Raw genomic sequence first — 22,012 nt, 5'->3', positions numbered from 1 at the left:
GGGAACCGTGGGGCATCTGCTGATGGTCGAGAGCTGGGTCGGGGCGATGAGCCGGCTGCTGCCGCGGGCGATTCTGGACGCCGGGCACCACTTCACCTTTCTGACCCGGGACCTGCACCACTATCTGCGTGCGGCCCCGGAGGGCACGGCGCATCCGCTGCTCGGCGCGCGGAACGTGCTGACTGCCGACACCAACGACCCCGGAGCGCTGGCGGAACAGGTCGCGCGCCTGCACGGCGCGCTCGGCTTCGACGGGGTGCTGACCTCGTGCGACTACTACCTGCCGACGGCCGCGCTGCTCGCGGACCGGATCGGGCTGCCCGGCGCGCCTGCGGAGGCGGTGGAGGCGGCGTGCCGCAAGGACAGGACGCGGCGGCTGCTGGCCGAGGCGGGCGTGCCGGGGCCGCGGTTCGCGGTGTGCGAGGGCGCGTCGGCTGCGGCCGAGGCGGCGCGCGAACTCGGGTATCCGCTGGTGTTCAAGCCGGTGGACCTGTGCGCGGGGATGTTCGTGCGGAGGGTGGACGACGAGGCGCAACTCGCCGAAGCCTGCCGCGCGCTGGACGGCTTCCCGGTCAACGCGCGCGGCCAGCTCAGGTCGCCGTCCGTGCTGCTCGAAGAGCTGCTGGACGGTCCCGAGGTGAGCGTGGAGACGGTGTCGTACGCGGGCACCGCGCACGTCGTCGGGGTGACCGACAAGAGCGTGGGCGGGGCGCCCGCGTTCGTCGAGACGGGGCACATGTTCCCCGCCGGGCTCGCGGAGGCCGAGGCGAAGGAGGCGGCCGGCACGGCGGTGGCCGCGCTCGACGCGCTCGGCCTGGACGGCACCGTGGCGCACACCGAGATCAAGCTGACCTCGTACGGGCCCCGCGTCGTTGAGGTCAACCCGCGGCCCGCGGGCAACCGGATCACCGAGCTGGTCCGCCACGTCACCGGCGTCGACCTCGCGGCGGCCTGCGTGGACACCGCACTCGGCCGCGCGCCCCAACTGACCCCGCGCGAAACGGGGGTCGGGAGCGCCGCCATCAGTTTCCTGGTGCCCTCGGACGACGGCGTGCTGGAGGGCTTCGAAGGGGCCGAAGGGCTGGCCGAGCTGGACGGCGTACGGGAGGTCCAGTTCGCGGCCGCCGGGAAGAGCGTCAGGGCCGCGGCGGACAACAACGGCTACCTCGGCCATGTGATGACCGCGCACCCGGAGCCCGGCGCGGCGCGCGAGCGGGCCGAAGCGCTGCTGGCCGGCGTGCGCCCGCTGGTGGGTGAGCGATGAGCGGGGCGGCAGGACTGCGGGAGAAGGCCCCGGTGCGGGCGTACGGAGACCTCGTACGGGCCGTGCGGGACGGCGAGTTCGGGCCCGACCCCGGCGCGCTGCGGATCAGCGTGGCCTTCGGTACGACGCAGGCCGTACGGCATCAGGGGCGCGGCGGCGGCTACCGCAACGAGGTGCTGAGCCTGCGGCTCGGCGCGGCCGTCGGCTCCTGCGCGGCCGAACCCGGCGCGCTGCCCGGCGCGGCGATCGAGGACTGCGTGGGCGCGGACGTCGGCACGCTGCTCGGGCACGAGCTGGCGGCGGTGCGGGTGGCGGCGCTGGACGCGTACCTGATGCACGTGCTGCCGCACACGCCGGAGAACGGGGCCAGGCCGTTCCGGCTGCCGGGCGGAGGCTCGCTGGAGAAGTCGCGGGCGCGGGCGAGGGCCGTGGTGGATCTGCTGGAGGTTCCCGAGGGCAGCCGGGTGCTGGTCGTCGGGGTGGTCAACTCGCTGCTGGAGGCGCTGCGTTCGCGCGGGCTGCGCTATGTGCCCTGCGATCTCAAGGGCGGGCGCACCGAGTGGGGCGAGGAGATCGTGACGGACGCGCTCGCCGCGGCCGGGCGCTGCGACGCGCTGCTGGTGTCCGGTATGACGCTGGGCAACGGGAGCTTCGAGCCGCTGCGCCGGTACGCGCTGCGCAGCGGAACCCCGCTGGTGATGTTCGCGCAGACCGGGAGCGCCGTGCTGCCCCGGCTGCTGGGGGCCGGGGTGAGCGCGGTGAGCGCGGAGCCGTACCCGTTCTTCTGGCTGGACGGCGGGAGCGGCACCCTGCACCGGTACGGGGGCGGCGCGGCGGGCCGCAGGGCAGGGGGTGCGCGATGAGCCCCGTGACGGTGCCCTCGGCCTCCGAGGAGCGCGCCCCCGTACCGGAGTCCGGCTGTCCCGCTGCCGGTGACGAGTCCCCTAAGGGGAACCCCGAGCTGCTGGCGCTGGTCGGCCGCACCCCGCTGGCCCGCATCGGCGTCGATCTCCCGCACCCGCAGCCAGGATTCTGGGCGAAGCTGGAGGGTCTCGGCGCGGGCGGCATGAAGGCGCGGGCCGCGGTGTCGATGCTCAGGGGCGCGCGCCGCCGGGGCGAACTGCGGCCCGGCGCGCCGGTCGTGGAGTCCACCTCGGGCACCCTCGGCATCGGCCTGGCCTTCGCCGGGCAGGCGCTCGGCCACCCCGTCGTCCTGGTCGGCGACGCCGAACTGGAGCCGTCCGTACGGCAGTTGCTCCGCGCGCACGGCGCGCGCCTGGAGCTCGTGGACCGGCCGTGCGAGCGCGGCGGGTGGCAGGCCGCGCGGCTGGAGCGGCTGCGGCTGCTGCTGGAGACGCTGCCCGGCGCGTACTGGCCAGACCAGTACAACAACCCGGACAACACGGCCGGTTACGCCTCGCTCGCCGACGAGCTGGCCGGGCGGCTCAGCCGGCTGGACGTGCTGGTGTGCAGCGTCGGCACCGGCGGGCACAGCGCGGGCATCGCCGGGCCGCTGCGCCGCCGCTGGCCGCGGATGCGGCTGATCGGGGTGGACGCGACCGGCTCCACGATCTTCGGGCAGCCGCAACGGGCCCGCCTGATGCGCGGGCTGGGCAGCAGCATCCATCCGCGGAACGTGGATTACGCCGCCTTCGACGAGGTCCACTGGGTCGGCCCGGCCGAGGCCACCGACGCGTGCCGGCGGCTCGCCCGCGGGAGCTTCGTGAGCGGCGGGTGGAGCACCGGCGCCGCCGCGCTGGTCGCCGCGTGGGCCGCGCGCACCGAGCCCGGCGCCGAGGTCGCCACCGTGTTCCCCGACGGGCCGCACCGCTACCTCGGCACTGTGTACGACGACGACTTCACCGCCGCGCACGGCATCGACCCCGACCGCGCTGCGGCGCGTCCGCACGAGATCCCGCACCCCTGGGCGGCGGAGGCGCACGGCTGGACGCGCTGCACGACCGTGCTCGATCCGGCGGCGCATAACCCTGCGACGGCGCATCCCGCGGCGACGACCCCTGCGGCGGCGCATCCGGCGGCGACGAACCCTGCGAGGAGGACCATATGAAGGCCCGGCTGCGCACCGTACGGCTGAGGCTGAGCGAACCGCTGCGCATCTCGCGCTCCACCATGGACGCGCGCGAGGCCGTCTGGCTCACCGTCGAACACGGCGGGCTCAGCGGCCATGGCGAGGCCGTGACCAGCGGCTATTACGGGCTCGACGCGCAACGGCTGGGGCGGCTGCTGGGCACGGCGTGCTCCGCGCTGGCCCGTTTCCCCGACCCGGAGAGCGCGCTCGGGGTTCTGCGCGCCGGTGAACCGGACGCCGGTGCACTGGACGGCGGCGAACTGGACGGCGTACGGGGCGAGGACGTGCCCCCTGCCGTCACCGCTGCGGTGGAGTCCGCGCTGCTGGACCTCGCGGGGAAGCGGGCCGGGGAGCCGGTGCACCGGATGCTGGGAGCGGCCGAACCACCGTGTGCTCCCACCGCGCGCACCATCGGCATCACCGGCACCGCGCACGTCGCCGCGTTCGCGGAGCGGCTGGTGCGGGACGGCTTCTCGGTGCTCAAACTCAAGGCGGGCGCGCCCGATCCGGAGGACGACCTGGCGCGGGTGCGCGCGGTCCGCGAACGCGCCCCGCACGCGCGCCTGTTGCTCGACCCCAACGGCGCGTGGAGCCCCGGCGAGGCGCGGCGGCTGCTGCCCCGGTATGCCGAGCTCGGGGTGTCCGCGGTCGAGCAGCCAGTGCCGCCGGGCGATCCCGAGGGCCTGGCCCGGCTGGCCGCCGCATCGCCGCTGCCGGTGATCGCGGACGAGGACGCCGTGGACCTGGAGGACGTACGGCGGCTCGCGGGCCGCGTCCAGGGCGTGAACGTCAAGCTCGCCAAGTGCGGGGGCGTGTACGCGGCTTTGCGCATTGCGGAGCTGGCCGAGGGCTCGGGCACCGGGCTGATGCTGGGCTGCCTTACCGCCAGCTCGCTCGGGCTCGCGCCCGCCGTACACCTCGCCCACCTCGCCGAATGGGCCGATCTCGACGGGCATCTGCTCCTCGCGCACGACCCCTGGGAGGGCATCGGGGGTACGGACGGGACGGTGCGGGTCAGCGGGGACGCGGGGCTCGGCGTACGGGAGGTGCGGCCGCCGGTGCCGGTCGCCGACCTTGCCGGCTCCGAGGGCGACGGCGGTGCGGAAGGGGGGCTCCGGCATGCGGATATGGCGTGAGATGCGGCGGTTCCCGCTCGCGATCCGGCTGCTGCTGGTCAACCAGCTCGGCGTCAACACCGGCTTCTACCTGCTGATCCCGTACCTCGCCACGCACATGAGCGAGGACCTGGGGATGTCGGCCGCGGTCGTCGGCATCGTGCTGGGCGTGCGGAATCTGAGCCAGCAGGGGTTGTTCATACTCGGCGGTTCGGCCGCCGACAGGCTGGGTGCGCGCGGCGTCATCATCGCCGGTTGCGCCCTGCGTACGGCAGGATTCGGGCTGTTCGCGCTCGGCGACGGGCTGCCCGTGCTGCTCGCCGCCTCGGTGCTGAGCGGGCTCGCCGGCGCGCTGTTCAACCCGGCGGTGCGCGCGTACCTGGCGCAGGAGGCGGGGGAGCGGAAGGCGGAGGCGTTCGCGCTGTTCAACGTGTTCGCCACCACCGGCGCGCTGGTCGGTCCCCTGCTGGGCAGCGCGCTGCTCCTGGTGGACTTCCGCGCCTCGGCGCTCACGGCGGCGGCCCTGTTCGCGCTGCTCACCGTGGCGCAGGCGATGGTGCTGCCCGCGCGCGAGGTGCCGCCGGCGAAGGGCGGGGTGCTCGCCGACTGGCGTGAGGTGCTGGCGAACCGCCGCTTCCTGGCCTTCGCGGTCGCGATGGTCGGCATGTTCACGCTGCAGAACCAGCTCTACCTGCTGCTGCCCGACGGCGCGCGGCAGGCCACCGGGTGGCCGGGCGCCGCCGGTGCGGTGTTCCTCGTCGGCACGGTGGCCAATCTGACGTTGCAGCTCCGCATCACGCGCAGGCTCAAGTCCCGTTCGCCGCGCGCCCGTTGGGTGGTGGTCGGTCTGGCCTTGATGGGGCTCGCGTTCGTGCCGCCGCTCGCCGTCGCCGCGCGGTCCGGCGGTCCGCCGCAGGGCACCGGGTACGCCGTGCTCGCGCTGCTTCCCGTGCTCGCCGGGGCGCTGCTGCTGTACCTGGGCGTCATGGTGGCCCAGCCCTTCGTCCTGGAGATGGTCCCCGACTTCGGCCGCTCCGAGCTGACCGGCACGTACTTCGGCGTCTTCTACGTCGTCTCCGGCATCGCGGCTGCGGGCGGGAACGCGCTGGTCGGCTGGGCGATGGACGCGGGCGGCACGGACGGCGCCCGATGGCTGCCCTGGCTGTGCTGCCTCGCCTTCGGCCTCGTCTCGGCAGCGGCGGTCGCCTGGCTGCACAGGCGCCGCGCCCTGCCCGCGCCGGAGCCCCAGCCCGCGACGGCGTCGGCGAAGGCGGGGGCCGCGGCGTGACGGAGAACGCGATGACCCCCACACCCCCGGAGCTCTCCGTGCGCACGCTGCTCACCGACAATCCCGCGCTGTACGAGGCGAGGTTCCCCGACCCCGAACGGGTCGCGGCCCGCTGGGCCGAGGACTGCCTGCGGCGGTACGGGGCCGGGCGGCGGGTGGTGGACCTCGGGTGCGGTACCGGGCGGGACGCGGAGCGGCTGCATCTCGCAGGGCGCGAGGTGACGGGCGCCGACGTGTCAGAGGCGATGCTCGCGTACGCGCGCGAGCACCACCCAGGACCCGCCTACACCCACGCCGACCTGCGCCGTTTCGATCTCGGTTCGCGGGCGGCCGACGCCGTGGTCTGCCTCGACAGCGCGCTGCTGTACTGCCACACCAACGCCGACCTCGACGGCATGCTCGACTCCTGCCGCCGCGCCCTGGAACCGGGGGGCCTGCTCGTCGCCGAGATGCGCAACGGCGCCTTCTTCCTCGGCCGTACGGAGCTGCTGGACGCCCCCGCCACGCACTCCTTCACCTGGCAGGGCGTCACCTACCGCTCGGTGACCAGGCTGTGGGTGGACCGCACGGACCAACTGCTGCGCCGCAGCCGGATGTGGACCGCCGACGATGGGTCCCCGCCGCAGGAGCAGCGCTCGGCGTGGCGGCTGCTCTTCCCCCGTGAGCTGCGGCACTTCCTCGCCGCGCACGGCTTCACGGTGCTCGAACTGCACGACGGGCCGGGGCCGCGCACCGACCCGCGCTGGTACGAGGGCGACCGCCCCGGCACCCGCGCCGACGGCGACCGGCTGCACCTGGTCGCCCGCCTGACCAGCTCGTACGAGAGCGCGTAAGGCCCGTTCCCGCCCGGAGAACCGCCGTTCTCCGTCCTGAACAGCCCCTGAATCGCGAGGAGTTCTGCCATGTCCGACCAGAAATCCGGTCCGTGCTCCGATCCGTCCCCCGGCCCGTACCCCGGCCCGCCGCGCCGCGGTCTGCTCGCGGCGGGGGCGGGCGCGGCGGCGGTCGGCGCGCTCGGGCTCGCCGGCTGCGGCGGGCCGCGGGGCGGGGTGGCGGGCGGTGGCGCCGGGAAGCCCCGGCGCGGTGGGCGGCTGCGCGCGGCCTTCGCGGGAGGCGGCGCGAACGAGACGCTCGACCCGCACCTGGCCAACCTGTACGGCGATGTGGCGCGCGCGAAGGCGATGTTCGAGAAGCTGGCCGACTACCGCGCCGATCTGTCGGCCGCGCCCCGGCTGGCCTCCGGCTGGGAGCCGGGCAGGAAGCTGGACCGCTGGCGAGTGACGCTGCGGGAGGCCGACTTCCACGACGGCAAGCCGGTGACCAGCGAGGACGTGCTCTACAGCTTCCGCCGCATCACCGACCCGAAGAAGGCGTACCGCTCCAAGGCCGACCTCGAACCGGTCGACCTCGACGCGAGCCGCGCCGTCGACGAGCGCACCGTCGAATTCCGGCTCAAGCGGCCGACCGCCGAATTCCCCAATGTGCTGGCGGCGTTCGGGGCGTACATCGTGCCGAAGGGGGCGGATTCCTTCGACCGCGAGCCGGTCGGCTCAGGCCCCTTCCGGCTGGTGTCCTTCGACCCCGGCAAGTCCACCCTGCTGCGCCGTAACGCGCACTACTGGGACGGCGCCCCGTACCTCGACGAACTCGAATTCCTCGGCGTGAATGAGGAGTCGGCGCGCATCAACGCGCTGCTCGGCGGCCAGATCGAGTACGCGCACGAGCTGAGCCCCACCACCGCGCGGGCGCACGAGAACGGCGGACAGATACGCATCGTGCGGCTGCGGAACAGCGACATGCAGGCGTTCGCGATGAAGACGGACAGGCCGCCGTTCGACGACAAGCGGGTGCGCGAGGCGTTCTTTCTCATCGCCGACCGCAAGGAGCTGGTGAACGGCGCCCTGTCCGGCGCCGGCGAGATCGGCAACGACCTGTTCGGGAAGGGGTACGCGTACTACCCGGAGGGGCTGCCCCAGCGTGAACAGGACCTGGACCGCGCGCGGAAGCTCCTCAAGGAGGCGGGCGCGGAGAACCTCAAGGTCACCCTGGACACCGCTGACGTTGCCGCCGGATTCCCGGAGGCGGCGGGCATCCTCCGCGACCAGGCGGCGAAGGCCGGGGTGAAGGTGCAGGTCAAGACCGGTTCGCCGGACAGCTATTGGAGCGACATCCTCGACTCGGGGGTCCTGTGCAGCTACCGCTCCGGCGCCATGCCCATCGACATCCACCTCTCGCAGCGGCTGCTCACCGACTCCAGCACCAACGCGACCCACTGGCGGCACAAGGACTTCGACGCGCAGTACCGGCGCGCCCAGTCCACAGCGGACAAGAAGGAGCGCACCGCGCTCTTCGAGCGGATGCAGCGGCGGCTGTACGCGGAGGGCGGCTTCCTCGTCTGGGGCTTCGCCGACTCCCTCGTGGGCACGGCCCAGCGGGTCGGCGGCGTCGAGCGCAACGCGCCCGCGAACACCCTCGACTGGGCACGCTTCGACAAGGTGTGGCTGGCGTGAGCAAGCCCCCTGAGCTGGGGAGAACGGTCGTTCTCGCGGTCGCGCGCGCCTGGTCGCATGGCCGTTCGCGTGCCCGGCCGCGCTCATGGCTGCGCTCCTGGCTCGTACGGCGGCTGCTGCTCGGAGCCGCGCAGACCGCGGCCGTCGTGCTGCTGGTCTTCGCGCTCACCGAGGCGCTGCCCGGCGACGCGGCGGTCGCCCTCGCGGGGGACCAGCCCGACCCGGCGCGGATCGCCGCGATCCGCGAGGCCATGCACCTCGACCTGCCCTGGTACGCGCGCCTGCTGGACTGGGCAGGCGGCCTGCTCCACGGCGACCTGGGCGCCTCCCTCGTGACCGGGCGCCCCGTCGCCTCGTACCTGACCGGCGCCCTGGCCCCCACGCTCACCCTCGCGGCGCTCACCCTGGTGCTGCTCGTACCGGTGTCGGCCGGGCTCGGGGTGCTGGCCGCGCGGCGCGAGGGCGGCAGGCTCGACCGGGTGATCAGCTCGGTGACGCTGGGGGTGTACGCGGTGCCGGAATTCGCCCTCGGCGTGCTGCTCGTGGCCGTCTTCGCGCTGCGCCTCGGCTGGCTGCCGCCCACAGCGGTCGGCTACGGCTCCGACCTGCTGGCGCGCCCCGCCGCACTGGTGCTGCCGGTACTGGTACTGCTCGCGCGCCCCGTGTGCTCGCTCAGCCGCCTGGTGCGCGCGGGCATGATCGAGGCGCTGGCCTCCCCGTACGCGGCCCAGGCGCGGCGCTGCGGGATACCGGAGCGGCGCGTGCTGCTCGCGCACGCGCTGCCGAACGCGGTGGCTCCCGCGGCGCAGCAACTGGCCCGCACCGCCGACTGGCTGCTGGGCGGAGTGATCGTGGTGGAGGCCCTGTTCGTGATTCCCGGCCTGGGCACGGTGCTGATGGACGCGGTCTCGGCGCGGGACCTGCCGGTGGTGCAGGGCCTCGCGGTGCTGTTCGGGGTGGCGACGGTGCTGCTCAACCTGGGCGCCGATGTCGCGGTGCGGAGGCTGGCGCCGCGGGTGGGGGTGGTGGCGTGAGAACGGTCGTTCTCCCGAGGCCGGGCCGGTGTGTGAAGGGGGAGTTGGTGTGAGAACGGTCGTTCTCGCGAGGTCAGGGCGGTTCGCCGTCGGCCTGGTGATCGTCGGTGTTCCCCTCGTACTCGCCCTCGCCGGGCCGCTGTTCGCGGGGCAAGCGGGGCCGCGGTCGGCCTCGTTCACGCTCGGCGGCGGCCATGTGCTCGGGTCCGACTTCATGGGGCGGGACGTGTGGCGGCAGGTGCTGCTCGGCGGGCGGACCGTGGTCCTGACCGCGCTCGCGGCGACCGCGCTGGCGTATCTGTGCGCGCTGCCGGTCGGCTGCGCCGCCGCGCTGTCCGGGAACGGGCGGCTCGAAGAGCTGCTGATGCGCCCGCTGGACGTGCTGCTCGCGGTGCCCTCGCTGCTGATGGTGCTGCTGGTGGCCACCGTGTTCCCGCCGGGCCCTGCCGGGCTCGCCGTGCTGGTCGCCCTCGTGAACGTTCCTGATACCGCGCGCATCGTGCGGGCCGGCGCCGCCGAGGCCGCGGCGCGCCCCGCTGTGGAGGCGCTGCGCCTCCAGGGCGAGGGCCGCTGGCGCATCGGCGTGGGCTACGTGGGCCGCGCGGCCCTGCGCACCCTGCTTGCCGACGCCGGGGTGCGGATGACGGGGGTGCTGTATCTGGTGGCGACCGCCGCGTTCCTCGGCGTGGGCACCGCGCCCGACGCCGCCGACTGGGCGGTGATGGTCGACCGCAACCGCACCGGACTGTTCCTCCAGCCCTGGGCGGTGGTGGTTCCCGCGCTGCTGATCGTGGCGCTGTCGGTGGGCACCAACCTGCTGTGCGACGCGGCCCTCGCACGGCCTCGCGCACGCCGTACGAGGACGAAGGAGCTGGGGCGCGCATGACCGCCGAGGACCGTTGCCGCGAGAGAACGCCCGTTCTCGCGGCGGAGGTCGAGAACCTGCGTGTACGGGTCGGCGGTTCGGCCCTCGTCGACGGGGTGTCGCTCCGGGTGCGCGCGGGCGCGGTCACCGCGCTGGTGGGCCCGTCCGGCAGCGGCAAGACGACGACGGGGCTCGCGCTGCTGGGCGAGTACCCGCGCGGCGCGGAGACCTCGGGCGCGGTCCGGGTCCACGGGGGCGGCCCCGTCGGCTACGTACCGCAGCAGCCGTCAGCGGCCCTGAACCCCGTGCGCCGCGTGGGCGCGCTGCTCGGCGACATCGCGCGGCGGCAGGTGCGGGCGGAACAGGCGGCGGATTCTTTGCCGCTCGGGGGGCGCCGGGCCGAGGCGCGTGCGCGGGTGCTTCGCGCGCTGGAGGCCGCGCAACTCCCGGACGGCGAGGCGGTGTTGAGGCGCTATCCGCACCAGCTCTCCGGCGGTCAGCAGCAGCGGGTCGTGCTGGCCCAGGCCCTGCTGCTCGGCGCGCGTGCGGTCGTCGCCGACGAGCCCACGACCGGGCAGGACGCGCTGACCAAGCGCCGCATCGTGGCGGAGCTCGCCGCGCTGGCCCGGCGCGGCATCGGCGTACTGCTCCTGACCCACGACCTCGACGTCGTACGCGAACTGGCCGACGAGACCGTCGTGTTGCGGGACGGTCGGGTCGTCGAGCGCGGGCCGACGGCCGAGGTGTTCGCGGCGCCGGAACAGGGCGAGCTTCTGGGCGGTCCGGGGCGTGCGGAGGGCGCGGCGGTTTCCTGTGCGGCCGGCGGCGTCGACGGGGGGCTCGAGGTCCGCATCGCCTCGGCCTCGTACCGTACGGGGGCCGGTGACGGCGCCACCGTCCTGCGCGGCGTCGAACTGGAGCTCCCCTCCGGCGAGTTGACCGCCCTCGTGGGCCGCTCCGGGAGCGGCAAGACGACCCTGGGGCGCTGCCTGGCCGGTCTGCACCGCGCGTACGAGGGTGAGGTGCGGCTGGACGGCGTGCCGCTCCCCGCGAGCGTGCGGGCGCGGGACCGGGGGCAACTCGCGGCCGTGCAGTACGTGTTCCAGGACGCGCGCGCCTCCTTCGACGAGCATCGCACCGTACTGGCGCAGACCGCGCGTACGGCGGAGCGGCTGCGCGGGCTGTCCGGCGCCGAGGCGGCGCGCGAGGCCGGGGAGGCGCTGCGGCGGGTGGGCCTCGACGGGGATCTGGCGGCCCGCCGTCCCGGCGCGCTCTCCGGCGGGGAGCTGCAACGCGCCGCGCTCGCCCGCGCGGTGCTGGCCCGGCCGCGCGTCCTGGTCTGCGACGAGATCACCTCGGGGCTCGACGCGGTGTCGCGGCGCGCGGTCCTCTCGCTGCTGGCCGGGATGCGCGAAGAGCACCCGAGAATGACCGTTCTCCTTATCACGCACGACCTGGAGGCGGCGGCGATTGCGCACCGGATGGCCGTTCTCGACGGGGGAGAGATCGTCGAAGTCGGCCCGGCGGAACGGGTGTTGAAGCGGCCTCGGCATCCGCTGACCGCGTCCCTGGTCAGCGCCGCCGCGTGGGAGAAGGCCCCGGCCTCCGGATGACCCGGTGCGGCGGCCCTGGCCGGGCGGGTGTGACACAGCGCACCCGTCCGGACACGGAGAACTCTGTACGAACTCACGTCCGTCTGTCCAAGGTGTACCTGTGCACACAGCACCGAGGGAGGGGACATCCGTGGACAGGGGCCGTTTACCAGGCGGTCGGGGCACCACTCGCGGGACGGCCATCGCCATGGTGGTACTGACGACCCTGAGTGTGCTGTTCGTCCTCATCGCCCTCGTCAGGGCGCTGCTCGGCGCCTGACGGCGCGGGGCGTCAGTGGCGCGTGTGGTCGGAGTGCGCGTGGCCGGACTGTCCGTGGCCGGTGTGCTGCTCGTGGTCGGCGCCGTGGCCGTGGTGGGCGTGCACCACCGCGTGGCCCTTCCCGCGGGAGATCATCCACCGGTTGACCGGGACGGTCAGCACGAAGGCCACCGCCAGCGAGAAGGCGAGCGAGCCCCAGAACAGCGCGTCGGCGAGCCCCGCGTCCATCGCGCCGGGAACGCCCACCATCACGCCGTTGTCGACCAGCTCCATCACGGCGATCGACGCCGTGTCCGCGGCGAGTGCCACCTTCACCGCCTGCCGGAGGGGCACCCCGGCGCGGAGTACGCCGCGCATGGTCAGCGCGTAGCCGAAGAGGAACGCCAGCGCGACGGAGAGCACCACGGTGCCCGCGTTGTGCAGGCCGGCCGCTGTGCCGATCACCATGCCGAGCACCTCGCCCATGGCGCAGCCGGTGAGGCAGTGCAGGGTGGCCAGCGCGGCCATGCGCCAGCCGTTCCCGGTGTGGTCCGAGCCGTGCTCCATGATGACCTCCAGCTCTCCGCTCCGTACGGGGCGCTGGGGTGAACGCTATACCCCTGAGGGGTATTCCATCTGCGTACACGCCTAGAGCGGGCCGTCACACACAGTCGTACTGCTTACACGTAGGGGCACGACGGGGCGGGCCGGAGACGTGGAAGGGCCGTAACGCCCGCTGGGCGTGCGGGGGTTACGGCCCTATGCCGGTGCTTGGAGGGCGTCGGCTTCCTGTGGAGCAGCCGCTCAGCTCTTCAGCGACTCGGTGAAGGACGTCCATGCCTCAGCGGGGAACAGCAGCGTCCCGCGAGCCGGGTCCTTGGAGTCGCGTACGGGCTGCAGGCCGGCGGAGGCGAAGCCGTCCGCCACCTCCACGCAGTCGCCGTTGGTGGAGCTGTAGCTGCTCTTCCGCCACGTGGCGGTGCTCAGGGCGGAGTCGGTGTCGCGCATGCTCACGTTCCTCTCGCGTCGATGCTGGAGCACTGCGGGATCCTGCCCCCGCGCCTCCCGGTCAACTCATCCGCAACGCCAAAAAGAAGTCCAACTTGTCCTCCAACCTCGACAGATCACGCCCCGTCAGCTGCTCGATCCGCCCCACCCGATACCGCAGCGTGTTCACGTGCAGGTGGAGCTTTCCCGCGCAGCGGGTCCAGGAGCCGTCCGAGGAGAGGAAGGCCTCCAGGGTGGGGACCAGTTCTGCTCGGTGGCGGCTGTCGTAGTCGCGGAGGGGGTCCAGGAGGCGGGCCGTGAAGGCGCGGCGTACGTCGTCGGGGACGAAGGGGAGGAGGAGGACGTGTGAGGCGAGTTCCTCGTGGCCGGCGGCGCAAACGGGGCCGGGGCGGGCCGCGGCGACCCGCCGCGCGTGGCGGGCCTCCTCCAGCGCGCCGCGCAGCCCCTCGGCGGAGTGCACGGCCGCGCTGACGCCGACGGTCAGGCGCCCGTCCTCGCCGAGGCCCCGTTCCAGGGGCCGGCGCAGGGTGTCCAGGAGGGCGTCGGCGTCCAGGCCCTCCGCGCCCTCGGCGGCCTCCTCGCCCTCGGCGACCGCGGGCAGCGGCACCAGCGCGACCGCCTCGTCCCCGGTGTGCGCGACGGCGATCCGGTCCGAGACGTCGGGCCCTGTGGAACGCGGCCCGGTCAGGGTCTCTTCGAGGAGGGTCTGCGCCACGGGGCCGCCCTCCAGGCCGCTGTCGGCCCACTCGACGCGGGCGACCACGACCTGCCAGTGCGGTGCGCTGCCCAGACCGGGCAGCAGCACCGGAGCGGCCACCCGCAGACGCGCGGCGATCTCGGCGGGCGGGGCGCCGGACTGGACCAGTTCCAGCACCTCCTGCGCGAGGCGGCGGCGTACCGTACGGGACGCGTCGCGCCGGTCCCGCTCCACGGCGATGAGCTGGGTGACGCCCTGGAGCAGGTCCAGGCGCTCGGCCGGCCAGTCGCCCGCGTCCGCCTCGACCGCCAGCAGCCAGTCGGAGAGCACCGTCTCGCGCAGGTCGCGCTGCTCCTTGCCGTCCTCCGACGGGGGCCCTCCGGGCACGGCAGCGGTGCTGCGGATGGGGAAGAGGGAGTAGGTGACGCCTTCGGCCGCCGTACGGAAGGGCCCGGGGCGACCCGTGCGCACCGCCGACAGCAGCTCGCCGGCGAGCTTCGTGCGCACCTCGGCGGGGAGCTCCCCGGCGTCCCCCGAGCCCGCGACCGCGCGGCCCGTGGGCGAGAGCACCCACGCGCGCAGGTCGAGGTCGGAGCCGAGCAGGTCGAGGACGACGTCGGGGCCGCTGCCCGCGGGGCCCGGCGACATCAGCTTCCTGTGCCGGTCCACCACCGCGGCCAGGTCGCCGGCCCGCTCGGTGGACACCTGCCGCACCACGTGCTCGGTGATCGTCGCGAAGGCCACCCGCTCGGGGACCGAGAAGAGCGGCAGCCGGTGCCGTACGCAGGCGTCCCGCAGGTCGTCGGGCACGGGGCCCATCTCGGCCTCGCCCGCGGCCAGTCCGGCCACCCCGGCCGAGGCCAGGATCCGTACGAAGGGCTCGGAGTCCTCCGGCGTGCGGCGCCAGGCGAGCCCGGTGAGGACGAGTTCGCCGCCGGACAGATAGCGGCTGGGATCCCGCAGGTCGGTGGTCATCACACCGCGTACGGTGCGGTCGAGTTCGTCCTCGCCGCCCAGGAGCTGGAGGCCGAGCGAGCCGGTCTCCAGCAGGGTGCGCAGCCGCATGATGGTCTGCCCCGTTCTGTCGTTCCGCGTTCTGTGGTGCCGTGCGTGGGCTTCTGCCAGGGCCCTCGCGGCGCTGCGCCGCTTGCCCGGATGTTGCCGGTGGAATGCCGCGAGGTTTCTGTTCCCTCGCTTTCGTTCGAATCTACAAGACCCGCCACCTGCCCGGCCAAACGCTTCATGGTTTCGGTGACTGCACCGCGTGGCCCAGCGCTCGGTGTACTGAGGCCGCACCGCGTGAACAGGACATGAACACCGGAACGGCGGACCGCGCCGGGCACAGCGCGCCCGGCCCGCAAGCGATCGACGAGCCCGGACCGCAGCGATCGAGAAGAGACACCCATGGAGTTCCTGCGCCCTGCCGGCTGGGAGGAGGCGCTGGCCGCGAAGGCCGAGCACCCCACGGCCGTGCCCATCGCGGGCGGGACGGACGTCATGGTCGAGATCAACTTCGACCACCGCCGCCCCGACCACCTGCTGGACCTCAACCGCGTCACGGAGCTCCAGGAGTGGGAGTCCGGCGCGGACACCGTACGGATCGGTGCCGGTGTCCCGTACACGCGGATCGTGGAGGAGATGCGCGGCGAGCTGCCCGCGCTGTCCCTCGCCTCGCACACCGTCGCCTCTCCGCAGATCCGCAACCGCGGCACCGTCGGCGGCAACCTGGGCACCGCCTCGCCCGCTGGCGACGCGCACCCCGCGCTGCTCGCCGGGGGCGGCGAGGTGGAAGTGGAGTCGGTGCGCGGTGCCCGGCGCATCCCGGCAGAGGAGTTCTTCACCGGGGTGAAGCGCAACGCGCTCGCCGAGGACGAGCTGATCAAGGCCGTGCACCTGAAGAGGGCCACAGGGCCGCAGCAGTTCTCCAAGATCGGCACCAGGAACGCCATGGTCATCGCGGTCTGCGCGTTCGGTCTGGCACTGCACCCGGACACCCGCACCGTGCGGGCGGGCGTGGGCTCGGCGGGCCCGACCCCGTTCCGGCCCACCGACGCCGAGAGCTTCCTGAACGCGGCGCTGGACGAGGGCGGCTTCTGGGAGAGCGGCCGGACCCTCACGCCCTCCGTCGCGAAGCAGTTCGCCGATCTGTGCGCGGGGGCCTGCAACCCCATCGACGACGTACGCGGCAGTGCCAGATACCGCCGCCACGCGGTCGGTGTCATGGCGCGCCGCACGCTCGGCTGGGCCTGGGAGGGCTACCGCGGGACCCGCGGCGGCTCCCGTACGACCGAAGGGGGCGCACAATGCGCGTGAGCTTCACCGTCAACGGACGCCGGCACGAGGCGGACGACGTCTGGGAGGGCGAGTCCCTGCTGTACGTGCTGCGCGAGCGCATGGGCCTGCCCGGCTCCAAGAACGCCTGTGAGCAGGGCGAATGCGGGTCCTGCACGGTACGCCTGGACGACGTTCCGGTGTGTTCCTGCCTGGTCGCGGCCGGGCAGGTCGAGGGGCGCGAGGTCGTCACCGTGGAGGGCCTGGCCGAGCACGCCAGGCAGCGGGCCGCGGGCGGCGGGGCCTGCGCGACCGGTGCCTGCGGGGCGGCGGCCGGGACGGCTTCCGCCGACGGGACGACCTCCGCCGACGGGGCCTCCGCTGCCGGGGTGACCTCGGCCGCCGCCGAGCAGAGCTGGGAGCCCAAGCCCACGGAAGACGCCGACGCCCGACTCTCCCCGATCCAGCAGGCGTTCATCGACGCCGGCGCCGTGCAGTGCGGCTTCTGCACGCCCGGCCTGCTGGTGGCGGCCGACGAGCTGCTGGAGCGCAACGAGCAGCCCTCGGACGCGGACATCCGCGAGGCGCTGTCCGGCAACCTGTGCCGCTGCACCGGCTACGAGAAGATCCTGGACGCCGTGCGGCTCGCCGCCGCGCGCGGCGACAGGGCACACGGACAGGCGGTGTGACCATGACGGAAACCGCGAGGAACGGCGCCACCCGCACCCCCACCGAGATCACCCAGGGCAGTGCCACGCGCGGCGGCATCGGCGAGTCCACGCTGCGCCCCGACGGCACCCTCAAGGTGACCGGCGAGTTCGCGTACTCCTCCGACCTGTGGCACGAGGACATGCTGTGGGGCTTCACCCTCCGCAGCCCGCACGCGCACGCCGAGATCAGGTCGATCGACGTGTCGGAGGCGCTCAAGACACCGGGCGTCTACAGCGTCATGACGCACGACGACCTGCCCGCCGTGCGGTACTTCGGCCTGGAGCTCAAGGACCAGCCCGTGCTGGCCGAGGACCGGGTGCGCTATCACGGCGAGGCGGTGGCCATCGTCGCCGCCGACCATCCGGAGACCGCGCGCCGCGCCGCCATGAAGATCGTGGTGGAGTACGCCGAACTCCCGCCCGTGCACGACGAGGAGAGCGCGACCGGCGAGGGCGCGACCGTGCTGCACCCCGGGCGCGAGGACCACCACGCGGGCCACGTGCCGCACCCCAACATCGTCCACCGGCAGCCCGTGAAGCGCGGCGACGTCGCGAAGGCCAGGGCGCAGGCCGATGTGATCGTACGGAACGACTACGAAGTGGGCATGCAGGACCAGGCGTTCCTCGGTCCGGAGTCGGGACTCGCCGTCCCGGCCGAGGACGGCGGCATCGACCTGTACATCGCCACCCAGTGGCTGCACGTCGACCGCGACCAGCTCGCCCCTGTCCTCGGCCTCCCCGCCGACAAGGTGCGGCTGACCCTCTCGGGCGTCGGCGGCGCCTTCGGCGCCCGGGAGGACCTCTCCATGCAGGCGCACGCCTGCCTGCTGGCGCTGGCGACGGGAAGGCCCGTCAAGATCGTCTACAACCGGTACGAGTCCTTCTTCGGGCACGTGCACCGGCACCCCGCCAAGCTCACCTACGAGCACGGCGCCACCAAGGACGGCCAACTCCTCTACATGACCTGCAGGATCGTGCTGGACGGCGGCGCCTACGCCTCGTCCTCTCCGGCGGTCGTCGGCAACGCCGCTTCCCTCGCGGTCGGCCCGTACGAGGTGGACAACGTCGACATCGAGGCGCTCGCCCTCTACACCAACAACCCTCCGTGCGGGGCGATGCGCGGCTTCGGCGCGGTCCAGGCGTGCTTCGCGTACGAGGCGCAGATGGACAAGCTCGCCGAGGCCCTGCACATGGACCCGGTCGAACTGCGCCAGAAGAACGCCATGTCGCAGGGCTCGGTCATGCCGACGGGCCAGCAGGTGGACTCCCCGGCGCCGGTCGCGGAGATCCTGCGCCGCGTCAAGGCCGCCCCGCTGCCGCCCGAGAAGCAGTGGGAGACCAGCGAGGGCGACGGCACCGAGGTCGATGTGCGGGCGCTGCCCGGCGGGCTGTCCAACACCACGCACGGCGAGGGCGTCGTGCGGGGCGTCGGCTACGCCGTGGGCATCAAGAACGTCGGCTTCTCCGAGGGCTTCGACGACTACTCCACGGCGCGGGTGCGCCTGGAGGTCGTCAACGGCGAGCCCGTCGCCCTGGTGCACACCGCGATGGCCGAGGTCGGGCAGGGCGGCGTCACCGTGCACGCGCAGATCGCCCGCACCGAACTGGGCGTCACCAACGTGACCATCCACCCCGCCGACACCCAGGTCGGCTCGGCTGGCTCCACTTCGGCCTCCCGGCAGACGTACATGACCGGCGGCGCCGTACGGCACACCTGCCAGGCCGTACGGGAGAAGGTCCTGGAGCTGGGCCGAGCCAAGTTCGGCACCTACCACCCCGCATGGGCGCGCGCCGAACTCCTGCTGGAGGGCGGCAAGGTCGTCACCGACGGGGGAGAGGTGCTGGCGTCCCTGGCCGACGTGCTGGAGGGCGAGTCCGTCGACGTCGAGAAGGAGTTCAGGCACCGGCCCACCGAGGCCTTCGACCTGGACACCGGGCAGGGCTTCGGGCACGTCCAGTACAGCTTCGCTGCGCACCGGGCCGTGGTCGAGGTGGACACCGAACTCGGCCTGGTCAAGGTGATCGAGCTGTCCTGCGCCCAGGACGTGGGCAAGGCGCTCAACCCGCTGTCGGTGGTCGGCCAGATCCAGGGCGGCACCACCCAGGGCCTCGGCCTCGCCGTCATGGAGGAGATCGTCGTCGACCCGTCGGCGAAGGTGCGCAACCCGTCCTTCACCGACTACCTGATCCCGACGATCCTCGACACCCCCACCATCCCGGTGGACTACCTCGAACTCGCCGACGAGCACGCCCCGTACGGGCTGCGCGGCGTCGGCGAGGCGCCGACGCTCTCGTCGACGCCGGCCGTCGTCTCGGCCATCCGCAACGCGACGGGCCGCGCGCTGAACCGCGTACCCGTCCGTCCCGAACACCTCACCGACTGAACCGGGCCGGTGAGGCCGTTCGACTGAAGACCCTCCGGGCGGGACGCACCGGGACGTCACTCCTCGTCCCGCCCGGAGCCTCCCTGCACACCCCGTGTGTGCGCCCTTTCGTCCACGTACGTCGTCCCCCATGCCTACGTACGGGTCGTCTCCCTCGTCTCGGGCCGTCCCCCGGGTCGTGCATTCCCAAATCTCCGCTGTTGCGCGGAGGGCCCCTCTGAACCTTGGGAGCAAGCACCATGACCCAGCAGCAAGTCGAGCCGACGACGTCGGCGGAGGACGCGGGCTCCGGCTCGCGCGTCCCCGCCGGGCGGTCGTGGCTCGACCGGTACTTCCACATATCCGACCGAGGGTCGACGGTGGGCCGCGAAGTGCGCGGCGGCATCACGACCTTCATGGCGATGGCCTACATCGTCCTGCTCAACCCCGTGATCCTGTCCGTCCCCGACGTCTCGGGCCACACCCTGGACGGCGGCCAGGTCACCACCGCCACCGCGTTCGCCGCGGCCGTCACCACCCTGGTGATGGGCATCGTCGGCAACGTGCCGCTGGCGCTGGCCGCGGGACTCAGCGTCTCCGCGGTGCTCGCCTTCCAGGTCGCACCCGAGATGACCTGGTCGAACGCCTTCGGCATGTGCGTCGTCTACGGCGCCGTCATCATCCTGCTCGTGGTCACCGGACTGCGGCGGCTGATCATGGACGCCATCCCGCTGGCCATGAAGCACGCCATCACCATGGGCATCGGCCTGTTCGTGTGCCTCATCGGGCTCGTGCAGGCGGGCTTCGTGACCAGCATGCCCGGGCCCGGCGGCGTCGCCGGCGAGAAGCCCATCCAGCTCGGCACGCACGACATGCTGACCGGCTGGCCCGTGCTCTGCTTCGCGGTCACGGTGCTGCTGATCTTCATGCTCCAGGTGCGCAAGGTGCCGGGGGCGATCCTGATCGGGATCATCGGCGGGACCCTGTTCGCGGCCGCGGTGCACCAGTTCGCCGGGCTCGACAAGAAGGACTGGGGCGGCCGCAACGCGCCGGAGATCGGCGGCAGCATCGTGTCCAAGCCGGACTTCGGGCTGCTGGGCAACGTGTCCTTCGGGGGCATCGCGCACGTGGGCGCAGTGACGGTGGGCGTCATCGTGTTCACCCTCGTACTGGCCGGGTTCTTCGACGCCATCGGCACCATCATCGGCATCGGCCAGCAGGCCAATCTCGCCGACGAGGACGGCAAGATGCCAGGGCTCACCAAGGCCCTCGCCATCGACGGTGCGGGCGGGGTCGCGGGCGGCTTCGCCGGCGCCTCGGGCCAGACCGTGTTCGTGGAGTCCACGGCGGGCGTGGGAGACGGCGCCCGTACGGGGTTCGCGAGCGTGATCACCGGGCTCGGCTTCGCGCTGTGCCTGTTCTTCACGCCGCTGGCCCAGGTCATCCCGACCCAGGTCGCCGCGGCCGCGCTGGTCGTCATCGGCTCGATGATGATGACCAACGCACGGCACATCGACTGGAACGACCCCTCGGTCTCCATCCCGGTGTTCCTGACGACCGTGCTGATGCCCTTCACCTACTCCATCACCGCGGGCATCGCCGCGGGCTCCATCTCGTACGTCCTCATCAAGGCCGTACAGGGCAAGTGGCGCGACCCGGGATGGCTGATGTGGGGTCTGTCGCTGGTCTTCCTGGTGTATTTCGCCCTCAGTCCGATCGAGGGCTGGCTCGGCGCGAAGTAGCGTCGGCCTCCCGAAGGCCGGCAGGGCCGCTAAGGAGCACACAGATGCTGGACATCGCTGCCGAACTGCACCGCTGGTGCGCGGAGGGACGCGACTTCGCCGTGGCCACCGTGGTGGCCGTCGGCGGCAGCGCGCCCCGGCAGCCGGGCGCCGCGCTCGCCGTCGACGCGGGCGGCGAGGCGGTCGGCAGCGTGTCCGGCGGATGTGTGGAGGGCGCGGTCTACGACCTGTGCCAGGAGGCCCTGGAGAGCGGTTCCGCCATGACGGAACGCTTCGGCTACAGCGACGAGGACGCCTTCGCCGTGGGCCTGACCTGCGGCGGGGTCATCGATGTGCTGGTGGTTCCGGTGCGTGTGTCCTCGCCCGTACGGGAGACGGTGGCCGCCGTGGTCGCCGCCGCCTCCCGCGGGGAGACGGCGGCACTCGTACGGGTCACCGACGGGCCCTCCTCGCTGCTGGGCGCCGCCCTGTGGCTGGGGCCCGACGGCGAGGTCGCCGGGTCGCTGGGCGGGCCCGCGGCGCTGGACCGTACGGCCGCTGCCGAGGGCGCGGCGCTGCTCGACGCGGGGCGCACGGCCACGGTCACCGTCGGCTCGGAAGGCAGCCAGTGCGGGCGCGCGGTCACGCTGCTGGTGGAGACGCGGGTGCCGGCGCCGCGGATGCTGGTGTTCGGCGCGATCGACTTCGCGGCCGCGCTGGCGCGGGCCGGGAGCTTCCTGGGGTACCGCGTCACCGTGTGCGACGCGCGGCCCGTCTTCGCGACGGCCGCGCGCTTTCCGGACGCCGACGAGGTGGTGGTGGAGTGGCCGCACCGCTACCTCGACGCGCAGGCCCCGCATCTGGACGCCCGTACGGTCGTGTGCGTGCTGACCCACGACGCGAAGTTCGACGTGCCGGTGCTGGAGCGGGCGCTGCGTCTGCCGTTGGCGTACGTGGGCGCGATGGGCTCCCGCGTGACCCACGAGGACCGGTTGCGCCGGCTCCGCGAGGCGGGGCTGGGCGAACTGGAGCTCGCCCGCCTGCACTCGCCGATCGGCCTCGACCTGGGCGCCCGCACACCGGAGGAGACGGCGCTCTCCATCGCCGCCGAGATCGTGGCCCTGCGCCACGGCGGCACCGGCCGCCCCCTCCACGGCGCCCACACCCCGATCCACCACGAGCACCGGCCTCCATGGCCCCGCTCGGCCTGAACCGCCTGCAGCGGC

The 22,012-nt window shown here is 73.5% G+C and carries 19 protein-coding genes; 16 read left to right on the top strand and 3 right to left on the bottom strand.

From position 1 onward, the window contains the following. Positions 1-7: 7 nt before the first annotated feature. The 11 genes from ABEE00_RS15110 (at position 8) to ABEE00_RS15060 (ending at position 12,037) form a co-directional block, all read left to right on the top strand. A complete protein-coding gene (locus ABEE00_RS15110) occupies positions 8-1,264 on the top strand; it encodes an ATP-grasp domain-containing protein (protein ID WP_345745974.1) in 1,257 nt (418 codons plus the stop codon). Beyond that, complete coding sequence (locus ABEE00_RS15105; protein WP_345745973.1) at positions 1,261-2,127, top strand: Rossmann-like domain-containing protein; 867 nt, start codon at positions 1,261-1,263, stop codon at positions 2,125-2,127. Before ABEE00_RS15110 ends, ABEE00_RS15105 begins: the two co-directional genes overlap by 4 nt. After that, entirely contained in the window at positions 2,124-3,332 is a 1,209-nt protein-coding gene (locus tag ABEE00_RS15100) for a PLP-dependent cysteine synthase family protein (protein ID WP_345745972.1), read from the top strand. The genes ABEE00_RS15105 and ABEE00_RS15100 overlap by 4 nt, the downstream gene beginning before the upstream one ends. Continuing rightward, positions 3,329-4,489, top strand: coding sequence for a dipeptide epimerase (locus ABEE00_RS15095; protein WP_345745971.1), 1,161 nt, complete (start codon positions 3,329-3,331; stop codon positions 4,487-4,489). The genes ABEE00_RS15100 and ABEE00_RS15095 overlap by 4 nt, the downstream gene beginning before the upstream one ends. Next, positions 4,473-5,756: an MFS transporter gene (locus tag ABEE00_RS15090; RefSeq protein ID WP_345745970.1), complete on the top strand. Its 1,284-nt coding sequence runs from the start codon at positions 4,473-4,475 to the stop codon at positions 5,754-5,756. Before ABEE00_RS15095 ends, ABEE00_RS15090 begins: the two co-directional genes overlap by 17 nt. 11 nt (positions 5,757-5,767) lie before the next feature. Then, positions 5,768-6,589 (top strand): class I SAM-dependent DNA methyltransferase, encoded by an 822-nt coding sequence (locus ABEE00_RS15085; RefSeq protein WP_345745969.1) that lies wholly within the window; start codon positions 5,768-5,770, stop codon positions 6,587-6,589. A gap of 69 nt (positions 6,590-6,658) precedes the next feature. After that, the gene (locus tag ABEE00_RS15080; protein WP_345745968.1) at positions 6,659-8,266 is read left to right on the top strand and encodes an ABC transporter substrate-binding protein; all 1,608 of its coding nucleotides are present in this window, start codon (positions 6,659-6,661) and stop codon (positions 8,264-8,266) included. 89 nt (positions 8,267-8,355) lie between these two features. Continuing rightward, positions 8,356-9,300, top strand: a complete 945-nt coding sequence (locus ABEE00_RS15075; RefSeq protein ID WP_345746191.1) for an ABC transporter permease — start codon at positions 8,356-8,358, stop codon at positions 9,298-9,300. 49 nt (positions 9,301-9,349) lie between these two features. Further along, complete coding sequence (locus ABEE00_RS15070) at positions 9,350-10,186, top strand: ABC transporter permease (protein WP_345745967.1); 837 nt, start codon at positions 9,350-9,352, stop codon at positions 10,184-10,186. After that, a complete protein-coding gene (locus tag ABEE00_RS15065) occupies positions 10,183-11,778 on the top strand; it encodes an ABC transporter ATP-binding protein (protein WP_345745966.1) in 1,596 nt (531 codons plus the stop codon). The genes ABEE00_RS15070 and ABEE00_RS15065 overlap by 4 nt, the downstream gene beginning before the upstream one ends. 130 nt (positions 11,779-11,908) lie before the next feature. Then, positions 11,909-12,037, top strand: a complete 129-nt coding sequence (locus ABEE00_RS15060) for a hypothetical protein (RefSeq protein ID WP_345745965.1) — start codon at positions 11,909-11,911, stop codon at positions 12,035-12,037. Between the two features lie 12 nt (positions 12,038-12,049). Here the strand turns inward: ABEE00_RS15060 and ABEE00_RS15055 are convergent, their stop codons facing one another. The 3 genes from ABEE00_RS15055 to ABEE00_RS15045 form a co-directional block, all read right to left on the bottom strand. After that, positions 12,050-12,583 (bottom strand): DUF4396 domain-containing protein, encoded by a 534-nt coding sequence (locus ABEE00_RS15055; RefSeq protein WP_345745964.1) that lies wholly within the window; start codon positions 12,581-12,583, stop codon positions 12,050-12,052. 237 nt (positions 12,584-12,820) lie between these two features. Next, a complete protein-coding gene (locus tag ABEE00_RS15050; RefSeq protein WP_345745963.1) occupies positions 12,821-13,024 on the bottom strand; it encodes a DUF397 domain-containing protein in 204 nt (67 codons plus the stop codon). Between the two features lie 61 nt (positions 13,025-13,085). Then, positions 13,086-14,786, bottom strand: coding sequence for a PucR family transcriptional regulator (locus tag ABEE00_RS15045; RefSeq protein WP_345745962.1), 1,701 nt, complete (start codon positions 14,784-14,786; stop codon positions 13,086-13,088). A 339-nt stretch (positions 14,787-15,125) separates the two neighbouring features. Here ABEE00_RS15045 and ABEE00_RS15040 point away from each other — a divergent pair, with 339 nt between their 5' ends. From ABEE00_RS15040 to ABEE00_RS15020, 5 genes are all read left to right on the top strand, one after another. Further along, positions 15,126-16,034 (top strand): FAD binding domain-containing protein, encoded by a 909-nt coding sequence (locus ABEE00_RS15040; protein ID WP_345745961.1) that lies wholly within the window; start codon positions 15,126-15,128, stop codon positions 16,032-16,034. Next, complete coding sequence (locus tag ABEE00_RS15035; protein WP_345745960.1) at positions 16,025-16,681, top strand: (2Fe-2S)-binding protein; 657 nt, start codon at positions 16,025-16,027, stop codon at positions 16,679-16,681. The genes ABEE00_RS15040 and ABEE00_RS15035 overlap by 10 nt, the downstream gene beginning before the upstream one ends. Before the next feature lie 2 nt (positions 16,682-16,683). Continuing rightward, a complete protein-coding gene (gene pucD, locus ABEE00_RS15030; protein WP_345745959.1) occupies positions 16,684-19,086 on the top strand; it encodes a xanthine dehydrogenase subunit D in 2,403 nt (800 codons plus the stop codon). A 239-nt stretch (positions 19,087-19,325) separates the two neighbouring features. After that, positions 19,326-20,807, top strand: coding sequence for an NCS2 family permease (locus ABEE00_RS15025; protein ID WP_345745958.1), 1,482 nt, complete (start codon positions 19,326-19,328; stop codon positions 20,805-20,807). A gap of 44 nt (positions 20,808-20,851) precedes the next feature. Next, positions 20,852-21,997: an XdhC family protein gene (locus ABEE00_RS15020; protein WP_345745957.1), complete on the top strand. Its 1,146-nt coding sequence runs from the start codon at positions 20,852-20,854 to the stop codon at positions 21,995-21,997. The last annotated feature ends 15 nt before the right edge of the window (positions 21,998-22,012 follow it).

Origin of the sequence: Streptomyces odontomachicola (assembly GCF_039605595.1) — a bacterium.
Lineage (GTDB): Bacteria > Actinomycetota > Actinomycetes > Streptomycetales > Streptomycetaceae > Streptomyces.
This window is presented reverse-complemented; position numbering and strand designations above follow the sequence as displayed.